Source organism: Bifidobacterium miconis, from assembly GCF_019331735.1.
Classification (GTDB): domain Bacteria; phylum Actinomycetota; class Actinomycetes; order Actinomycetales; family Bifidobacteriaceae; genus Bifidobacterium; species Bifidobacterium miconis.
Window position 1 is genome coordinate 15500 of record NZ_JAHBBH010000007.1, and the last position, 17562, is coordinate 33061.

The window sequence follows — 17562 nt, forward strand, 5'->3', positions numbered from 1 at the left end:
CCTTTCAAAGTCTTGATATAAGTCGGCTCCCCGTTTTGCGGGGGAGCCGATATGCATTAGTTCTTGGGGGAGGCGACGACTACGCGGGCGGCGCGGATGACGCGGTCGCCGATGCGGTAGCCGGCTTCCACCACGGTGTCGACGGTGTCCTTGTCGGTCGAATCGTCCGGCTTGTGCAGGATCGCCTCGTGCTTGGTGGGGTCGAACTCCTCACCCTTTTCGCCGAACTTCTCGACGCCGAACTTCTCGAACGCCTTGTCGATCTTCGCGGCCACGGCCTTGAACGAATCGTCCATTTCGCTGTGCTCGCGGATGCGGTCGATGTCGTCGAGGGCCGGCAGCAGCGCGGTCAGCACGTCGATGATGCCGTGCTGGCGGAAGCGTTCCTGCTCGCGCTGGGCGCGGTTGCGGTAGTTGACGAACTCGGCGCGCTCGCGCTGGAGCGCCTCGAGGTAGTCGGCAGCTTCCTTCTTGGCCTTGCCAAGCGGGGTGAGCGTGTCGTCGGCGGAAGCGTCCTTGGCATCGGAATCCTCGGCCTTGCCGGCCTGTTCTTCCTTCGCGGCAGGTTTGCCCTCCGTCGCTCCCTCAGTCGCGGCGTTCGTCGCGCCGGCTCCCTCAGCCGAGGGAGCCGAGGACGGCTGCTCGGCCTTCGCCGAGTCCGCCGTCGAGGCGGCCGAGCCGGCCGCGGAGGACTTGGCCGCACCAGCAGCCAAATCGTCCGCGTCCGGCAGGTCGTTCAGGTAATCGTCCTTGTTGAACTCAGCCATCGGACGGAACCTTACTTGTTGTCCTTGTCGTCGTCATCCACGACTTCGGCGTCCACCACGTCGTCGTCGCCACCGTTCGAGGCGGCACCCGACGCGCCGGCACCAGCCGCAGCGCCCGCGCCAGCGGCGCCAGCGGCACCGGCAGCGCCCTGCTGCGAGTACAGGGCCTCGCCGATCTTCTGCGCGGCGGTCATGAGCTCGCTCTGCGCGGTCTTGATCTTCTCGATGTCCTCACCCTTCAGGGCCTCCTTCAGGGCGTTGACCTTGTCGGTGACCTCCTTGGCGATCTCATCGGAGATCTTGTCCTTGTTGTCGTTGACGAGCTTCTCGGTCTGGTAGGCGAACGCCTCGGCCTGGTTGCGGGTCTCGGCCTCCTCCTTGCGCTTCTTGTCCTCGGCCTCGTGGGCTTCGGCCTCCTTGACCATGCGGTCGATCTCGTCCTTCGGCAGGCCCGAGCCGCCGGTGATGGTCATCGACTGCTCCTTGCCGGTGCCCTTGTCCTTGGCAGACACGTGCACGATGCCGTTGGCGTCGATGTCGAAGGTGACCTCGATCTGCGGGACGCCACGCGGAGCCGGCGCGATGCCGGTCAGCTCGAAGGTGCCCAGCGGCTTGTTGTCGCGGGCGAACTCACGCTCGCCCTGATAAACCTGGATGAGCACGGACGGCTGGTTGTCCTCGGCGGTCGAGAAGACCTCGGAACGCTTGGTCGGGATGGCAGTGTTGCGGTCGATGAGCTTGGTCATGATGCCGCCCTTGGTCTCGATGCCCAGCGACAGCGGGGTCACGTCGATCAGCAGGACGTCCTTGCGGTCGCCCTTGATGACGCCGGACTGCACGGCGGCGCCGACGGCCACGACCTCATCCGGGTTCACGGACTGGTTCGCTTCCTTGCCGCCGGTGAGCTCCTTGACGAGCTCCTTGACGGCCGGCATACGGGTCGAACCGCCGACGAGCACGACGTGGTCGATGTCGGACACGGAGATGTTCGCGTCGCGCAGCACGTTGTTGAACGGCGTGCGGCAGCGGCCGAGCAGGTCGGAGGTCATTTCCTCGAAGTGGGCGCGGGTGAGCGTCTCGTCGAGGTGCACCGGGGTGCCGTCAGGGGTCATGGCGAGGTACTGCATGTTGATGGAGGTCGAGGTGGACGAAGACAGTTCCTTCTTCGCCTGCTCGGAGGCTTCCTTCAGACGCTGCAGCGCGATCTTGTCCTTGCTCAGATCAACGCCGTACTTGTTCTTGACCTCGGAGACCAGCCAGTCGATGATCTTCTGATCCCAATCGTCGCCGCCGAGGTGGTTGTCGCCGTTCGTGGCCTGCACCTGAATGGTGGAGAAGCCGTCGTCGTCCTTGCCGATCTCCAGCAGGGACACATCGAAGGTACCGCCGCCGAGGTCGAAGACCAGAATGCGCTCGTCTTCCTTGCCCTTCTCAAGGCCGTAGGCCAGCGCGGCCGCGGTCGGCTCGTTGATGATGCGCAGCACGTTCAGGCCGGCGATCTTGCCGGCGTCCTTGGTGGCCTGACGCTGGGCGTCGTTGAAGTACGCCGGGCAGGTGATGACGGCGTCGGTGACCGGCTCGCCGAGGTACGCTTCGGCGTCCCTCTTCAGCTTCATGAGGATCTGCGCGGAGATCTCCTGCGGGGTCCACTTCTTGCCGTCGATCTCGACGGTCCAGTCGGTGCCCATGTGACGCTTGACGGAGGAGATGGTGCGCTCGACGTTGGTGACGGCCTGACGCTTCGCGACCTCGCCGACGAGGATTTCGCCGGACTTGCTGAACGCCACCACGGACGGCGTGGTGCGCGCGCCTTCCGCGTTGACGATGACGGTCGGCTCGCCGCCTTCCAGCGTGGCGATGCAGGAATTCGTAGTACCCAGATCAATGCCTACTGCACGTCCCATAATGTTGCTCCTTTGTTGAGTTGATTCGTTGTACGTTTCTTGCTCAAGTCTCGGACCCCGGACCGCCCGCCGGCACTTCCCGGCTGGCCGCCCGACGCCCTCGTCTCGAGGACGCTCTGTTTTGCTTTCCAAAACTTGAGCCTACACCACTCAACTTTTCGACGCAACTTTTTATTCCCGCTTCTTCAAACTTTTTTCGCAATGCGCCTCCGCCCGCACAACGCGCGGCGGTTTTCGCTCACTGAGGGGCGCCTCAGCGAGCGAAAACCGCCACTGGCAGAACGGGGCCTCAGCCTATAGCCCAGCCCATAGCTCAGCTCCAGTCCCTCATGCGGCTTATAGACCAGCTCCAGCGCCTCATGTCAAAGCCCGAAAGAGCCCGGAGCATACAAAAAGGGCGCCCGGCAGATGAAACCGGGCGCCCTTTTCAGGCATCTAGGTCAGCCTCACAGGCCGTACCACGCGATGCCTTCGGCTCGCCAGCCGCGATGAGCAGACGCGATCACGTCGTACTCGTGCTTGCTGGTCGTGTACAGATGTTCCCCATTGGAAGGGTTATATGCACGATACACCGTGGTCTGTCCATCGCTCGGCTGATACCAGGCGACACCTTCCGCCTGCCAGCCGTGGCGGGTGGTCAGGATCGTGTACTCGTTCTTGTCGGCGGTCCAGTGGTGGTTGCTGTCGTTCGGGTTGTACACGCGGTAGACCGGGGTGCCCGCGGACGCCTGCTTGAACGAGACGCCCTCGTAGTTCCAGCCGCGCTTGGCCAGCACGTCCTTCTCATGCGAGTTGGCCGTGTAGTGATGCAGACCGGAACGCGGGTTGTACAGACGGTACACCGGCACGGCCTTCGCCGCCGGCTTGCCGTCGCCATCGGACGGCTTGTCCGTGTCGGAGCCCGGCTTGTCGGCATCGTCTCCGTCGCCCGGCTTGGCGTTGTCGTCGGCATCACCGGAGCCCGGCTTGTCCGGTTCCGGCTCCGGCGACGGCGTCGGCTCGGCCGCGACTTTCTTGAGCACGGTCGTCGACAGCGCCCCAACATGCGCACCGTCCGCGCCGACCGTCACCGTAGCGCCGCCGTCCAACGTCACCTTGCCGTCGGCCGCGAGCGTCGTGTACGAGCCGGCAGGAACGCCCGCGACGGAAACCGCCGTGTCGTTCGCGTTGAACGCGACCACGTACGTGTCGTCGCCGTCGGTCAGCCGGTACGCGACCACGCCGTCGGGCTGCTGCAGCACGGTCATCTGCGACGCGATGTCCTTGTACGACGACAGGTGCAGCGCGGCGATCGACTTGCGCAGCTTGATCAGTCCCTGCACGTACGCGACGGAGTCGGACTGCTCAACCACGCGGTTCCAGTCGATCGCGTTGACCGCATCGCCCGCGTTGTAGCTGTTGCCGTTGCCGCCCTTGGTGCGCAGGAATTCCTGGCCGAACTGCATGTCGGTGATGCCTTGCGACAGGAAGATCAGCGAGTCGGCGAGCTTGGCACGCGCCACCCGCACCGCCTCGGAATCACCCGGCGCGCTCTTGACGAGCTTGTCGTACAGCGTGAGGTTGTCGTGGATTTCGACGTACTGCACGACCTGGTCGGCGCCCGCGTACGCGGTGTCGGAAGACCCGTTGTTGCAGTGGCCGCTGTCGTCGATGCCCTCGCGCTTGTTGTCGCAGCCGAGCACGTTGGTCGCGATGAGGTTCTCCTTACCAGCCTTGCCGGTCACGAAGCCGGTGTCCTCGTCGGAGAACACGCTGCCCTTGATCGCGTCGCGCAGCGAATCGTTGAAGAACGCCACGCCCGGCACCTTGCCGGCGTTGGGCTGCGTCGTCTCCTGATCACCGATCGCGTCGGTCATGTCCCAGCCCTCGCCGATGACGAGGATGCCCGGGTCGATCTTGTCGAGCGCCGCACGCACCTGCTTCATGGTGGTCTGGTCGATCAGGCCCATGAGGTCGAAGCGGAAGCCGTCGACGTTGTACTCCTTCGCCCAGTACGTGACCGAGTCGACGATGTACTTGCGGGCCATCGCGCGTTCGGAGGCCACGTCGTTGCCGCAGCCGGAGCCGTTGGTCAGGTTGCCGTTCGTGTCGTAGCGGAAGTAGTAGCCGGGGACGGTCTTGCCGAAGGCGTGCGTGGAGGCGTTGTACACGTGGTTGTACACCACGTCCATCACCACGTACAGGCCGTTGTCGTGCAGCCCCTTGACCATTTGCTTCATTTCGGTCACGCGCGCGGCCGGATCGTTCGGGTTCGAAGAGTAGGAACCTTCCGGCACGTTGTAGTTGACCGGGTCGTAGCCCCAGTTCTGCGCGCCGCTCGCGCCGTAGCTCAGGTCGCCGGTCTCGTCGACGGAACCGTAGTCGTAGACGGGCATGATCTGCACGTGCGTCACGCCGAGCGACTTGAGATAGTCGATGCCGGTGGACGCCGCGCCCTTCTTGCCGTCGACGGTGGTGCCCTCTTCGACGAAGCCGAGGTACTTGCCGCGCTTGTCGGCGGAGACGCCGGAGGTCGGCGAGATCGTCATGTCGCGAACGTTCGCTTCGGTGACGATCGCGTCGGTCGGCTTGCTGAACGACTTCATGCGCTTGCCCGCATCGCCCTTCTCGGCTTCGGACAGCACGACGGAACGCTCGCCGTTCGCCACGGCGGCCGTCGCGTACGGGTCGGGGGACGTGTTGACCGTGCCGTCGGCGAACGTCAGCTCGTAGTCGTACGCGCGATCCTTGAGATCGCCCTTGACCGCGAACGTCCACACGCCCTTGTCGCCGGACTTGTCGAGCGTGACGCTGTCGGCGAGCGCGGCCTGCGGATCGGTCGCGGATGCGTACGTGCGCAGCGTGACCTTGGTCGCGGTCGGCGCCCACAGCTTGAACGTCGTCTGTTCGGCCGTGTAGTTCGCGCCGAGGTCGTCGCCGTCGTACGCGTACTTCTTGTCGAACGCGTCGGAGCGCACGACCGCGCCGAGCGCGACGTTTTGCGTGCCGTAGCCGTCGACGCTCACCTGGTACGGCTTGGTCACGTCGAGCTCGCCTTGGACGGTGATGGTCAGCGTGTTGCCGTCGGCCTTGACGTCCTTGACGTCGGCGCCGTCGACGCTCACCTTGGAGGCGAGGTCGTCGGAGGAGATGGACTTGTTGAGCTTGGCGGTGATGGTCGTGAAGTCGCTCATCTGCGCGGAGACGATCGTGCCCTTGGCGTCGTACAGCGTGCCGTTGGTGTAGACCGTCGGGTCGCCCTGCACGAGCCAGATTTCGGCGTTGGCCGTGCCGTCGTCGTTCATGGTGATCGCGGACTGCGGGATGGTGCGATTGTCGTCGTTCGGGTCCTTGGCCTCCCAGCCGTCGCCGCCGTAGCGCACGATGAACTGCGGTACGCTCATGCCGCCGCCGTTGAGCGTGTACTTGGCGGTCAGGCCGTAGTCGTCGTGCCCGGTGAACGGGTGGGCGGCGCCGTTGACGCCGTCGGCCCATCCCCAGATGTCCCATGCCTTCATGCCGTCCTCGCTCGTGTAGTCGTCGGCGAGACGATGGTAGTGGATGGTCACGTTGATCGTGTCGGCGGTCTTCTTGTAGCCTTCCGGAGCCGCCGTGAGCGTCTCGTCGGGCTTGGATCCGTCGACCCAGATTTCCGCGGTGCCGGTGGAGCCGTCGATGAGACGGTCGCCGCCGACCTTGTCCCAGCCTTCGGTGGTGACGATCACGCCGATCTTGCCGGCCTCGTACGCGCCGTCGATGGTGGTTTCGAACACCTTGCCGTAGGAGTCCTCGCCGGTGAACGCGTGCCAGCCGGCCGCGAGCGACTTGCCGTCCTTGTCGGTACCCCACATGTATACGCCTCGATCGGCGACCTTGTCGCCCTCGGCGGCCTTGTAGTGCACCACCACCTTAGTCTTGGGCTGATACTGCTGCACGCCCGAGGGCACGCCCGCGCTGGCCTCGTGGTCCGCGACGGCCGTCCAGTGGCCCTGCGCGGTGTAGTTGCCGCCGCCGTTCGGGTTGTCCCAGTTGGAGCCGCCGTCGGTGAATACGTATTCAAACGACTGGCCCTTCGGGTCGACCGTGAACTTGACCCAGCCGTTGCCGGCGTCGGCCATAAGCTCGTGGCCCTGTTCGGCCCAGTTATTGATGCCGTAATGCAGGTACGCCTGCTTCCAGCCGTCGGGGAGCTTGTAGTAGATCGTACGGCTTGTGTCGGTCGCGGCCTTCGCGGCCTCGTCGTTGACGGTCAGGTCGGGGTCGGACGGATCGGACTTCGCGGTGCCGGTCCAGCTGTCCTTGGTCGCGCCCGCGTAGATCGCGATGGCCGAGTTCTTGGCGAGCGTCGCGTCGAACGTGCCGTCGTCCTTCACGGTGACGGTCTGCGAGCAGTCGCCGGTCGCGTACACGTTGCAGTATTCGCCGGCCGGCAGCGACGTCGTGAACGTCTGCTTGGAGTCCTTGGCGCTGTTGTTGAGCGCGAGGTAGCCGACGTTGCCGCGGCCGAAGCCGAGGACGTTGCTGTCGTACGCCTTCCAGTCGGTGACCGCGGTGCCGTTGACCGCGTTGTGGAAGCCGATCATGCCGCGGATCGCGGTCCAGCGTTCGGCGCACTGCCATGTGCCAGGCGTCATCTTGCCGTCGGTCGGGCAGGTCATGTCGGGCACGCTGGTCGCGGTCGCGCCGGGCGCGCCGTCGTCGTTGTTGTCGAAGTAGTAGCCGGAGTAGATGTGCGGCTGGCCGTAGTCGTACGCGAGCATGAACGCGTTCGCGAGCAGGTACTTCGAGCCCTTCTTGTACGTGATGGCGGACGAGTTGCGTTCGGTGTCCCAGTTGGTCACCCACACGGCCGCCTGATCGGAGGTCAGCCAGCCGTTGCCGCCGATCTTGCCGAGTCCCTTGGATTCGCTGGTGATGTCGGACGCGAACGCGGCGGACAGATGCGCGTTGTAGTTGAATTCGGAGACCTTGCCGTTGCCGACGTAGTTGATCGGCTGGATCGCGGCGGCCTCGCTCGCGTTGCCGATGACCTCCTGCTCGAAGAAGATGCTGTCGGCGTCGCGGCCGGACTTTTCGGCCAGCTTGGCCTTGATGGCGGCCACGTCGGCGGCGGCGATGTGCTTGACCGCGTCGACGCGGAAGCCGTAGACGCCGAGCTGCAGCAGACGGTTCATGTAGTCGGCGAGCTTGTCCTGCACGTATTCCTGGCTGGTGTCGAGGTCCTGCAGGCCGGTCAGGCGGCAGTTCTGGACTTCGTCGGCGTTGGTGTAGTCGCCGATGTTCTTGTCGCAGTCGTGGAAGTTCTCTTTGGTGTACGGGATCGCGGGGAAGTCGCCGTTCGAGTCGAACTTGCTGCCGGCCACGCCGGTGCCCTCGGTGCGGTCGACGCCCGTGGTGTGGTTGATGACCGCGTCGGCGATGATCTGGACGCCGGCCGCGTTGCACACCTTGATCATGTTCTTGAGTTCGGCCTCGGTGCCCAGCTTGGAGTCGAACTTGTAGCTCACCGGCTGATACGAGGTCCACCATTCGGTGCCCTGGATGGTTTCGAGCGGCGGGGATATCTGCACGTAGCCCACGCCTTCGGGGCCGTAGACCTCGGTGCATTCCTTGGCCACGGAGTTCCAGTTGGTCTGGAACGCGATGGCGATGACGTCCTTTGCGCCGGCTTGCGCGGAGGCCGTTGCGGTGCCGTTGGCCGATTGGGTCGCGGTCGCGCCGTCCGTCTGCTGCGCATGCGCCGTCGCCGGCAGCGCGGTCAGCCCGGCCGCGGTCATCGCGAATGCGATGCCGGTCGCGGCCACGCGTCTGGCGAACGAACTGAATTGTCGTACGACCATGTGTGTCCTTTCACTCTCGCCCTTGAGCTCGCTGAGTTTTTGCCGTCATTGAGCACTGTTTTGACAACGTATGCGTAAGTGACAACAGAGAAGCCAGCGTTGTCATCGCAACTTCTTGCTTACGTTCGCATTGCGCGGTCGATCTCAGGATAGCACGGCGCCGACGCGCGCGGCAACGGCGTTCCGAGGCCCGCGAACCAACTTGCAGAGCCGCGCAATCGCCGCAACAGCGCGCTTCCCGCGACATCATGCGGTTCGCCGACAAAAATCCGCGCACAAAAATCACGAGACTGCAACCAATCTGCCAACGTATGCAGTATGATGGAAATCAATTTTGCAGTTGGAAAGCACTGTTGCCGCCCAAGCGGACACGCTCGTCACACGAAGGAGCACCATGGCCCAATCAGACATCTACGACGTCGCCAAGGAGGCGGGGGTCTCCATCTCCACCGTTTCGCGCGCGTTCACGCGCCCGGAGCTGGTGTCCATCAAAACCCGCCGCAAGGTCCTCGAAATCGCGGACCGTCTCGACTTCAACATCTCCCGCTCCGCCACCGCACTCAAGTCCGGCCAGACGTATCGCGTGGCGCTGCTCATGAACGAGGAGATCACCAGCTGGTTCAACACGCAGGTCTTCGCCGGCATCGAATCGGTCATGCACCCGGACAGCTACGACATCTCCCTGTTCCAGCACATCGACACCGCGCAGAACCGGCATGAGTTCTTCACCGAGCTGCCGGTGCGCCGCAACGTCGATGCGATCTTCGTCGCGTCGTTTGCCATCGACCCGCACGAGGTCGACCAGCTCAAGCGCCTCAAGGTGCCGATCATCGGCATCAACACGCCTTCGGTGGACGGCTTCGACGCCACCATCAGCATCGACGACGAAAAAGGCATGTACAAGGCCACGCAGCACCTCATCAACCTCGGCCACAAGCACATCGTGTACCCGTGCTCCGAGGCCGTCGCCACGATGGACTCCTCGATCGACGCCCGCACGCGCGGCTTCATCAACGCCTGCAAGGACGCCGAACGCAAGCGCGACGACCTCAACTGGGAGGTGCTCTCCGTGCCGCGCGGTCCGGCGTTCGTCGATTCCGCGCTGTCCGCGCTGCTCTCGCTCGACGAGTTCCCGGACGCGATCTGCTGCCAGATGGACATGATGGCAATCCCGCTCGTGCTCAAGCTCGAACGCTACGGCCATCGCACGCCGCGCGACTATTCGATCATCGGCTTCGACGACAGCCCGTACGCCGACACGATCAACCTGACCACCATGCGCCAGGACCCGTACGCGATGGGCCGCGCCGCCGCGAACAAGGCGATCAAGCTCATCAACGGCAAAGAGCTCGACAACCCGTTCGAAACGGTCGAAGCCCAGCTCATCCCCCGCGGCACCGACGCCCCCTTCGAGCTGGACGACTGACCGCTTCCAGCAACAACGCAAACGGGGGGCTTGCGACGGAAATCATCCGCCGCAAGCCCCCCGTTTTTGAGCTCTTCGCATTGTGGTGGCGTGCATGTACTGGCACATCCGTCGTATCGGAATCCGTCGTATCGGAACCTGCCGTATCGGAATCGCACGATAGCGCGATACCAACACAACAGATCAGTCAAATTGCGATTCGGCTGCGAGACATGGAACCCCACCACGTGCCGTCGTCCGGCTGATGTACCGCGTATGCCCACGATGAATCCAACGAACGCCAAGAGGTCCCGGACCGGAAATGCCAGTGTGGGCATGGACGGGATAATACCGGTGGCCCGAGCCTGTCCTATCGACGGGCGAATTCCAATCGTGGGCATAGACCGACCATTACCGTCCACCAGTCGTGGGTATAGACGGGCTATTTGCTGGATCGTGGGCATAGACGGTATACGAACAGGCCCATTCCAGTCCGTTCATGTACCGTCTATGCCCACGAATCCCGACAGTGTACCGTCTATACCCACAACACGGCCGATGTTCTCGGCGTCGGGCCTTTTCACCGGTTCACCACCGGCAACGGCCCACCATCCATATCAATGGGATTGCAGCCCGCAGGTTCCTATAGGCCCTTATAGGCCGTCCCAGGCCATCAGGCCAGATCGTCAGACCATCAGGGCGCCCAGCAGCAGCATGGCCGGGTAGAGCGCGTAGAACACCCACTTGGCCCACGGGCGCGCATAGCCGAGACGGTCGTTGCGGTAGTGCAGGAACGCGACGCCGATGCCCGGCGTGATGCAGGAGACCGCGCCGAGCAGGCCGGCGGTGAACATCATCGTGTTCTCGTGCCGGTTCAGGAAGTAGAACACCATCACGAACGCGAGCGTGACCACGCCCGTGTACATCACCTGCTGGCTCACGCCGATGCGCAACAGCAGGTTCCACAGCACGCCAGCCACGATCACCAGCACGGTGAGTGTCCAACGCGCAGCGCCCGCGTACCTGCGCCCAATCCAATCGACCGCGACGAGCACGATGTACGCGAACACGAGCCCCCACATCGGATTGTGCGTGCGTGCATCGAACCACTGCCCGGTCATGATCTTGTCGTACGGCAGGCCGGCCACAGACGCGGCGACGAACAGCTGCGCCCAGTAACGCCAACGGTTGCGCGTGTGCCGCCAGCCGTCGAACAGCAGCCACGCGTAGATCGGCACGGCGCACCACGACGCGATCTCGCACACGACGGCCACGGTGAGCGCGGTCATGTTGTCGGCCGTGGGCGCGCCGAAGATCAGCGGCACGAGCGTGACAGACGCGACCGACAGAGCCATGAACACCGCGCCGATCACCTTGAGCCGAAACGCGCTCAGTCCCCCGCGCCGGCGCCCGCCCGCGTCCGCGCCACGCTCCGCGGTCTTGCGAACCTTCGCCATCTCGATCTCGTTCATGGTCACTCCGTTTCTGCTTCTTGACACCGTGCCCGGCCTGAGCCGCTTGCCCTTATTGTCCTAGCTCCCCTTGTCAGGAAGCCGTCACACAGTGACTGAGGGGGCATCATAACCCACCACCAAGTCCGGCAAAATAGCAGCCGGAAAAACAACCAGTGGCCGCCCGCCAAGCGCGCAACCGCCCTGTCCGACAACGTTTGCGCCGGCACATCTTCCCCGGCCCGGTCCAGCCGGACGCCGAATCACAGGCCAAGGAATCGCTGAACCCCGGCATAGTCGGCGCCGGTCAGCGACAGCACGGCCGACTCGCACACGGCCGGATCGTCGGCCGGGGAAATCTCGGTGCGCAGATACACGCCGTCGATGCCCGCCGAACGCGCGCCGTCGATGTCGCAGCGCACGTCGTTGCCGACCATGAGCACGCGATTCGCCGCGAGACCCTCGGCCGCGAGCGCGCGGCGGAAGATCTCGGCTCCCGGCTTGCGCACGCCCTCGTCGCTGGAGATGACGATGCGGTCGAGCGCCGCGTCCAGGCCGAGCAGAGCAAGTTCCGGCCGCGTGTAGCAGGCCTGCGCGTTGCTGACGAGGACAACGCGCAGCCCCGCTTCGTGCAGCGCCCGCAGGAACTCCAACGCTCCCGGATACAGGCGCAGCAGGCTCGTGCTCCCCCGCCGGAACGTCCACGCGAGCGCGCGGGATGCGGCGACGCGATCGTTTGCATCGTCTCGACCGTCATCACGACCGTCACCGAGATCGGTGCCGTCCAGCAGCGCGGCATACGCGGGCAGCAGGTCGGGCTCGGCCCATTCGCCTCGTTCGGCGCGAGCCGCGTCGATGAGCGGCCGCGCGGCCGCATCGAACCGCGCGCGCAGACCGGCGTTGCGATCGTCACGATCATCACCGCGACCGTCGTCGTACGCAATGCCGTATCCGGCGAGCGCGTCCCGCAGCGCATCCCATGCCGCGTCGGACGATTCATCCGTGCGGATGTCGATCAGCGTGCCGTACAGATCGAAGAACACGGCGTCGTAACGCATCGTCATATCCTTTCCTCAAGGCCGCGGAGAACGTACGCACCGCGACCGACATCATCGTGTGGCACCTTGCGCCCCACACCGCGTCACGCACACCGAACGGCTGTCACGGCAACCGTCATGAGCGCCGCCATACCGTGAAGCTGTACGGCGGCAGCGGCAGCCGGCGATCGGCGATCGCGGGCGCGTCGCCGGGCTCGTCGATCCCGTCCGCGCCGCTCGCGCCGACCGACCAGTACACGCACTGCCAGCCGTTCGGCGCGATCTTCGCGACCTCGCCGTACGGTCCGGGCAGTTCGAGATCGACGGTCGGCTGGTATTGCGTCTCGCCGGTCGGGTTGATGGCGATGCAGTCGTAGCCGACGCGGAACACGACGGTTTCGTCGGTGCGCGGCACGATCATGCGCGCGCCGCCATAATACGCGGGGTTGCCGCGGCGCAGCGCGATGAGCGCGCGATAGTGATCGATCAAACCGGACAGCCGCTGCGCGCGCCGCCAGTCGAGCTGGTTGAGTTCGACGGAGCTGGAGTACGAGTCTGAGTCGCCGTGCTTGGTGCGCGCGAACTCCTCGCCGCCGAGCAGGAACGGCACGCCGGCGGCCGAGAACACGATGCCTGCGGCGAGACGGTTGGCGCGCATCAGGTCGTCGCACGACGGATCGGCGGCGGCATAGTCGGTTTCGGACGGCATGCGGCGCAGGACGGCGCACAGCTTGTCCCACAGGGTCAGGTCGTCGTGCGCGGAGACGTACTGGATGACCTGCCCGACGCTCGCGGATTCGCGCATCGTGCCGCGCCACGCGTCCACGGCGTGACGGATGTCGTCGGCGTAGTCGGCGGCCGCGCCGGTCAGGTATCCGGGCACCCAGTTGTAGAAGATGTGGCCGCGCACCGCGTCGCGCGTCGAATCGCAGAACGCGCCGATGCGCGTACTCAGGCGGTTGAGCCCGCGCTTGTCGGCGAGCACGGCGCCGGACTTGGGGTCGAGCGCGGTTTCGCGGGCCGCCCACGGTTCGCCGTGCATGAGGATGGTCGCGCCGCCCGGCAGCGCGTCGAGCCCGGCGCGCACGGCGTTCATGGTGTCCGTATCGATGAGGCCCATGAGGTCGAAGCGGAAGCCGTCGACGTGGTATTCGCGCGCCCAGTAGACGGCCGAGTCGACGATGTACTTGCGCATCATCGGATGTTCGCTGGCCACGTCGTTCGAGCAGGCGGAGCCGTCGGAGAACGTGCCGTCGGTCTTGCGGCGCAGGCAGTAGCCGGGGATCATGCGCTCGAACCAGTTGTCGGTGGAGAACATGTGGTTGTAGACCACGTCCATGATGACCTTGATGCCGGCGGCGTGCAGGGCCTGGATCATCTGCTTGCATTCGCGGATGCGGGTCGCGCCGTCGAACGGGTCGGTACTGTACGAGCCTTCCGGCACGTTGTAGTTGAGCGGGTCGTAGCCCCAGTTGAACTTGCGTTCGGGCGAGCGGCGGGAGACGGTCTCGTCGATGGAACCGTAGTCGTAGAACGGCATGAGCTGCACGGCGGTGACGCCGAGGCGCTTGAGATACGCAATGCAGGTCGGGAACTCGCCCTTGCCGTCGACGCTGGAGTCGGGGTGCGTGAACGCGAGGTACGTGCCGCGATGCTCGTCCGGGATGCCGCTGTGCGGATCGTTGCTGAAGTCGCCGATATGCGTCTCCCAGATGACCAGATCGCTGCCGTTCACGCGCGGACGGCGGTCCTGCGACCAGCCGACGGGATCGGTAAGCGACAGGTCGACGACCATGCTGCGGCGGCCGTTGACGCCGGCCGCGCGCGCCCACGGGTCGGCGCAGCGTGCGCTCGTGCCGTCGGGGAAGCGCACGATGTAGTCGTAGTAGACGCCGTGGCCGATGCCGTCGCAGCGGACGAGCCACGTGCCGTCGGCACCCGGGGTCATGTCGTGGATCTCCTCCGGGTCTTCGGCCTCCTCCTCGGAGCCGGCGGCGAACAAACGCAACGTGACGCCGCTGGCCGTGGGCGCCCACACGCGGAACGTGGCGCCCTTCGCATCGGGGAATGCGCCGAGATCCGTGTCGGTGTAGACCGGATAGTCGGGGCATGGCATGGCCATGTCGGCGGGGGTCGCGTCGACGGCGGCTGGCGCCGGAACTGGTGACGTCATCATGGTTCCTTTCCTCACCGGACCTTGTCTCGGCTGCCTCACTCGAGCAGGTCCTCGCCTGATTGCTGTGCTGGCTTCTCTCCTCGCATGCTCCTATTTCATGTTCGGTAGGAAGTACGTGTGATGTGCGTGTCTGCGGTGTGCGGCGCACATCGTGCGACACACGGTGTGCGACGTGGTGAACGCGCCGCGTCCGTCGTGCGCCGTCACAGACACGGCAAGGGACAGCTGAGAGGCCACACCTCTTTATGCCCTCTTAGCTGTCCCCTGCTTGTCCCTAGTGAAATGGTTTTTTGGCGTAACGCTCGCCTTCGACCCTTGTGAGGCGTCGCCTGCGGCGCTGCAATTACGGACTCGCCTTTGGCGAGACTCAATGCTGCCTTCGCTCGCCTATCGGCTCGCTCAGGCTGACGCCAGCCGGAAGCCCACAGGGCTTCCTTGATGGCCTCAGCCCTTAACCGACCCGCTCATCGACTCCTGGTAGAAGCGCTGCATCACGATGAACAGGATCGCGATCGGGATCGAGACGAGCACCGCGCCGGCCGCGAACTTCGCGAACCAGTTGTTGATGTACTCCTTCTGCAGCATCAGCCACAGGCCGAGCGAGACGGTGTAGTTGGTCTGCGTACGGCAGATGACCTTCGCCATCACGAAGTCGAGCCACGGGGTCAGGAAGCCGATGATGGCCTGGTAGACGATCATGGGCTTGCAGATCGGGATGATGATCTTGTAGAACACCTGCAAACGAGTGCAGCCGTCGAGCATCGCGGCCTCGTCGAGCGAGGTCGGGATCGTGTCCATGAAGCCCTTCATCACGTAGAAGCCCGCACCGGTGCCGGCCGAGTAGACCAGGATCAGCGCGATGATCGACGTGTTGCCTTCGGTCAGGCCCATAGCCTTGAGGATGAAGTAGATGGCGGTCACGGCCATGATGCCCGGGAACATGCCGAGGATCAGCACCACGTTCATGAACGTCTTACGCGTGCGGAAGCGCAGGCGGCTCATGCAGTACGCCACGGAGAGCACGAAGAAGATCGAGATCACGCACACGAAGCACGCGACGATCAGCGTGTTCATGTACATGCGCGGGAAGTTCATGACCGTGCGGTCGGTGAACAGTTCGATGTAGTTGTCGAGCGTGTACGCCTTCGGGAAGAAGGAGCTCTGCGACGGCGACTTGTCCTGGTTGAAGCTTTCCGCGAACACCCACACGACCGGAATGATCCAGATGACCGCCATCACCGCAAGGAACAGGTGGGCCAGCACGTCGCCGAGAATGCGGCGCTTGCGCGCGTCGTGAAGCAGGCTATGCGATTGAGCCTTCTGAATGCTGTGATTACTCACCGGAATCCCTCCTCATTCTTGTAGGAACCGGAGCTGCGGTAGGTGATGAGCGACACCACCGCGAGCACGATGAAGGTCATGATGCCGATCACGGCACCGAGGTTGTAGTCGCCCTTGTCGACCGTCAGCTTGTACAGCCAGGTGATGAGCAGATCGGTCTTGCCGGCGGACGCGCCGACCGGCACCGGGTCGCCTGCCGTGAGCAGGTAGATCACGTTGAAGTTGTTCACGTTGCCGGTGAACGTCGTGATCAGGTACGGCGTGAGGACGAAGAAGATGTACGGCATGGTGATCTTGACGAAGATCTGCCACCAGTTCGCGCCGTCGATGCGCGCGGCCTCGTACAGATCGGCCGGAATGTTCTGCAGGATGCCGGTGATCTGCATGATCGTGTACGGGATGCCGATCCACAGGTTGATCACGATGACCGTGACGCGCGCCCACGTCGCGTCGGTCAGGAACGGCAGCGGCGCGTCGATCAGGCCGGCGGATTCGAGCATGCGGTTGATGATGCCCTGTTGGCGCAGCATGGTGCGCATGACCAGCAGCGAGACGAACTGCGGCACGGCGATCGACATGGAGAACACCGCGCGCCAGAAGCCCTTGAAGCGGGTGGTCTTGCGGTTGATGATCATCGCGAAGAACATGCCGAAGAAGAAGTTGAGGAAGGTGGCGAAGAACGCCCACACGAGCGTCCAGATGAGCACCTGCACGAATAGCTGCGCATTGACGGTGGCGCCGGCGCCGCCCGAGAACACCTGCTTGAACGTGTCGAGGCCGACCCAGTCGAACAGGACGACGTTGCTGTGGTCGTAGTTCGTGAACGCCATCGAGATCATGAAGATCAGCGGCAGCACGGTGAACACGAGGATGCCGAGCGTCGGCAGGAACATGAGCAGTTCGTGCGCCTTGGCGTCCGTGAGGGTGGCGATGTCGTCCATCAGGGACGGCACCTTGCCGTCGTTGGCCTTGGCGAGGCATTCGGCTTTGTATGCGCAGCGCAGCGACAGCGTCCACAGGTAGACGAACGCGATGATCGCGACGATCGAGCACACGCCGTACAGCAGGATGATGACCGAGTTGTCGCCGGCGGTGTACTCCCAGTAGCCGTCGACGAGCACCTTGCCCTGCTTCTGCGTGCCCAGGCTCGGCAGCTTGCTGAGATAGCCTGCACCACTGCTGACCATGAACGCGATGAACGCGATCTCGCCGGCCAGCAGAAGCAGGCCCTTGACGATTTGCTTGCGCGCGAGGTTGCCCAGACCGAACACGATCGCCGACAGCTTGGTCAGCACGTCGCCCTGGGTCAGCGCGGCCTTCACCGAATACGGCGAAGGAGCCACGTAGTCGGCGCCCATGCGCTTGCGCCGCTTCATCTCCCGCGGGGAAAGGGTTGCCGTTGTCATGAAACCCTACCGCCTCTCTGAACTTGCTTTCCTATTCCAAAAACTAATGTGTTGCAATCGTTGTCTTTTTGGCGCTTCCCTTGCGCCCTTCGATTGCAACGATGCTGCCTCCTCATCCGCCTCCCGACGACTTGCATTGCCTCTACAACCGCGCAAAGCCCGGGCGCCGGGGAGGCCCCGGCACCCGAACTCTACGGGCAATGAAGGAGGAGAAGGAGAGGTAGGTTGTGGATGAAACCGCTGTGTTGGTTGAGGC

At 64.3% G+C, this 17562-nt stretch carries 9 protein-coding genes; 1 reads left to right on the forward strand and 8 read right to left on the reverse strand.

The genetic code is table 11. From position 1 onward, the window contains the following. Positions 1–56: 56 nt before the first annotated feature. From grpE to pulA (KIH79_RS03760), 3 genes are all read right to left on the reverse strand, one after another. Positions 57–767, reverse strand: a complete 711-nt coding sequence (gene grpE / locus KIH79_RS03750) for a nucleotide exchange factor GrpE (protein ID WP_219058187.1) — start codon at positions 765–767, stop codon at positions 57–59. An 11-nt stretch (positions 768–778) separates the two neighbouring features. Beyond that, a complete protein-coding gene (dnaK, locus tag KIH79_RS03755; protein ID WP_219058188.1) occupies positions 779–2671 on the reverse strand; it encodes a molecular chaperone DnaK in 1893 nt (630 codons plus the stop codon). 446 nt (positions 2672–3117) lie between these two features. After that, the gene (gene pulA, locus KIH79_RS03760) at positions 3118–8490 is read right to left on the reverse strand and encodes a type I pullulanase (RefSeq protein WP_219058189.1); all 5373 of its coding nucleotides are present in this window, start codon (positions 8488–8490) and stop codon (positions 3118–3120) included. A 394-nt stretch (positions 8491–8884) separates the two neighbouring features. On the opposite strand from pulA (KIH79_RS03760), the gene KIH79_RS03765 reads away from it, so the two are divergent. Next, positions 8885–9916 carry a LacI family DNA-binding transcriptional regulator gene (locus KIH79_RS03765; protein WP_219058190.1) on the forward strand — a complete coding sequence of 344 codons (1032 nt, stop codon included), beginning with the start codon at positions 8885–8887 and terminating at the stop codon, positions 9914–9916. Between the two features lie 665 nt (positions 9917–10581). Here KIH79_RS03765 and KIH79_RS03770 read toward each other — a convergent pair. From KIH79_RS03770 to KIH79_RS03790, 5 genes are all read right to left on the reverse strand, one after another. Next, complete coding sequence (locus KIH79_RS03770) at positions 10582–11367, reverse strand: TraX family protein (protein WP_219058191.1); 786 nt, start codon at positions 11365–11367, stop codon at positions 10582–10584. A gap of 242 nt (positions 11368–11609) precedes the next feature. Then, positions 11610–12410, reverse strand: coding sequence for an HAD family hydrolase (locus tag KIH79_RS03775; protein WP_219058192.1), 801 nt, complete (start codon positions 12408–12410; stop codon positions 11610–11612). Between the two features lie 109 nt (positions 12411–12519). Beyond that, on the reverse strand, positions 12520–14556 hold the full coding sequence (gene pulA, locus KIH79_RS03780; protein ID WP_219058193.1) for a type I pullulanase: 2037 nt from the start codon (positions 14554–14556) through the stop codon (positions 12520–12522). A 447-nt stretch (positions 14557–15003) separates the two neighbouring features. Beyond that, positions 15004–15900, reverse strand: a complete 897-nt coding sequence (locus KIH79_RS03785) for a sugar ABC transporter permease (RefSeq protein ID WP_152358076.1) — start codon at positions 15898–15900, stop codon at positions 15004–15006. Beyond that, entirely contained in the window at positions 15897–17276 is a 1380-nt protein-coding gene (locus tag KIH79_RS03790; protein ID WP_219058234.1) for a carbohydrate ABC transporter permease, read from the reverse strand. The genes KIH79_RS03785 and KIH79_RS03790 overlap by 4 nt, the downstream gene beginning before the upstream one ends. Between the last annotated feature and the right edge of the window lie 286 nt (positions 17277–17562).

Bases quoted from the DNA above. Each gene is read 5' to 3' on its own strand.
- grpE (WP_219058187.1), bottom strand. From the start codon at position 767: ATGGCTGAGTTCAACAAGGACGATTACCTGAACGACCTGCCGGACGCG.
- dnaK (WP_219058188.1), bottom strand. From the start codon at position 2,671: ATGGGACGTGCAGTAGGCATTGATCTGGGTACTACGAATTCCTGCATC.
- pulA (WP_219058189.1), bottom strand. From the start codon at position 8,490: ATGGTCGTACGACAATTCAGTTCGTTCGCCAGACGCGTGGCCGCGACC.
- KIH79_RS03765 (WP_219058190.1), top strand. From the start codon at position 8,885: ATGGCCCAATCAGACATCTACGACGTCGCCAAGGAGGCGGGGGTCTCC.
- KIH79_RS03770 (WP_219058191.1), bottom strand. From the start codon at position 11,367: ATGAACGAGATCGAGATGGCGAAGGTTCGCAAGACCGCGGAGCGTGGC.
- KIH79_RS03775 (WP_219058192.1), bottom strand. From the start codon at position 12,410: ATGACGATGCGTTACGACGCCGTGTTCTTCGATCTGTACGGCACGCTG.
- pulA (WP_219058193.1), bottom strand. From the start codon at position 14,556: ATGACGTCACCAGTTCCGGCGCCAGCCGCCGTCGACGCGACCCCCGCC.
- KIH79_RS03790 (WP_219058234.1), bottom strand. From the start codon at position 17,276: ATGAAGCGGCGCAAGCGCATGGGCGCCGACTACGTGGCTCCTTCGCCG.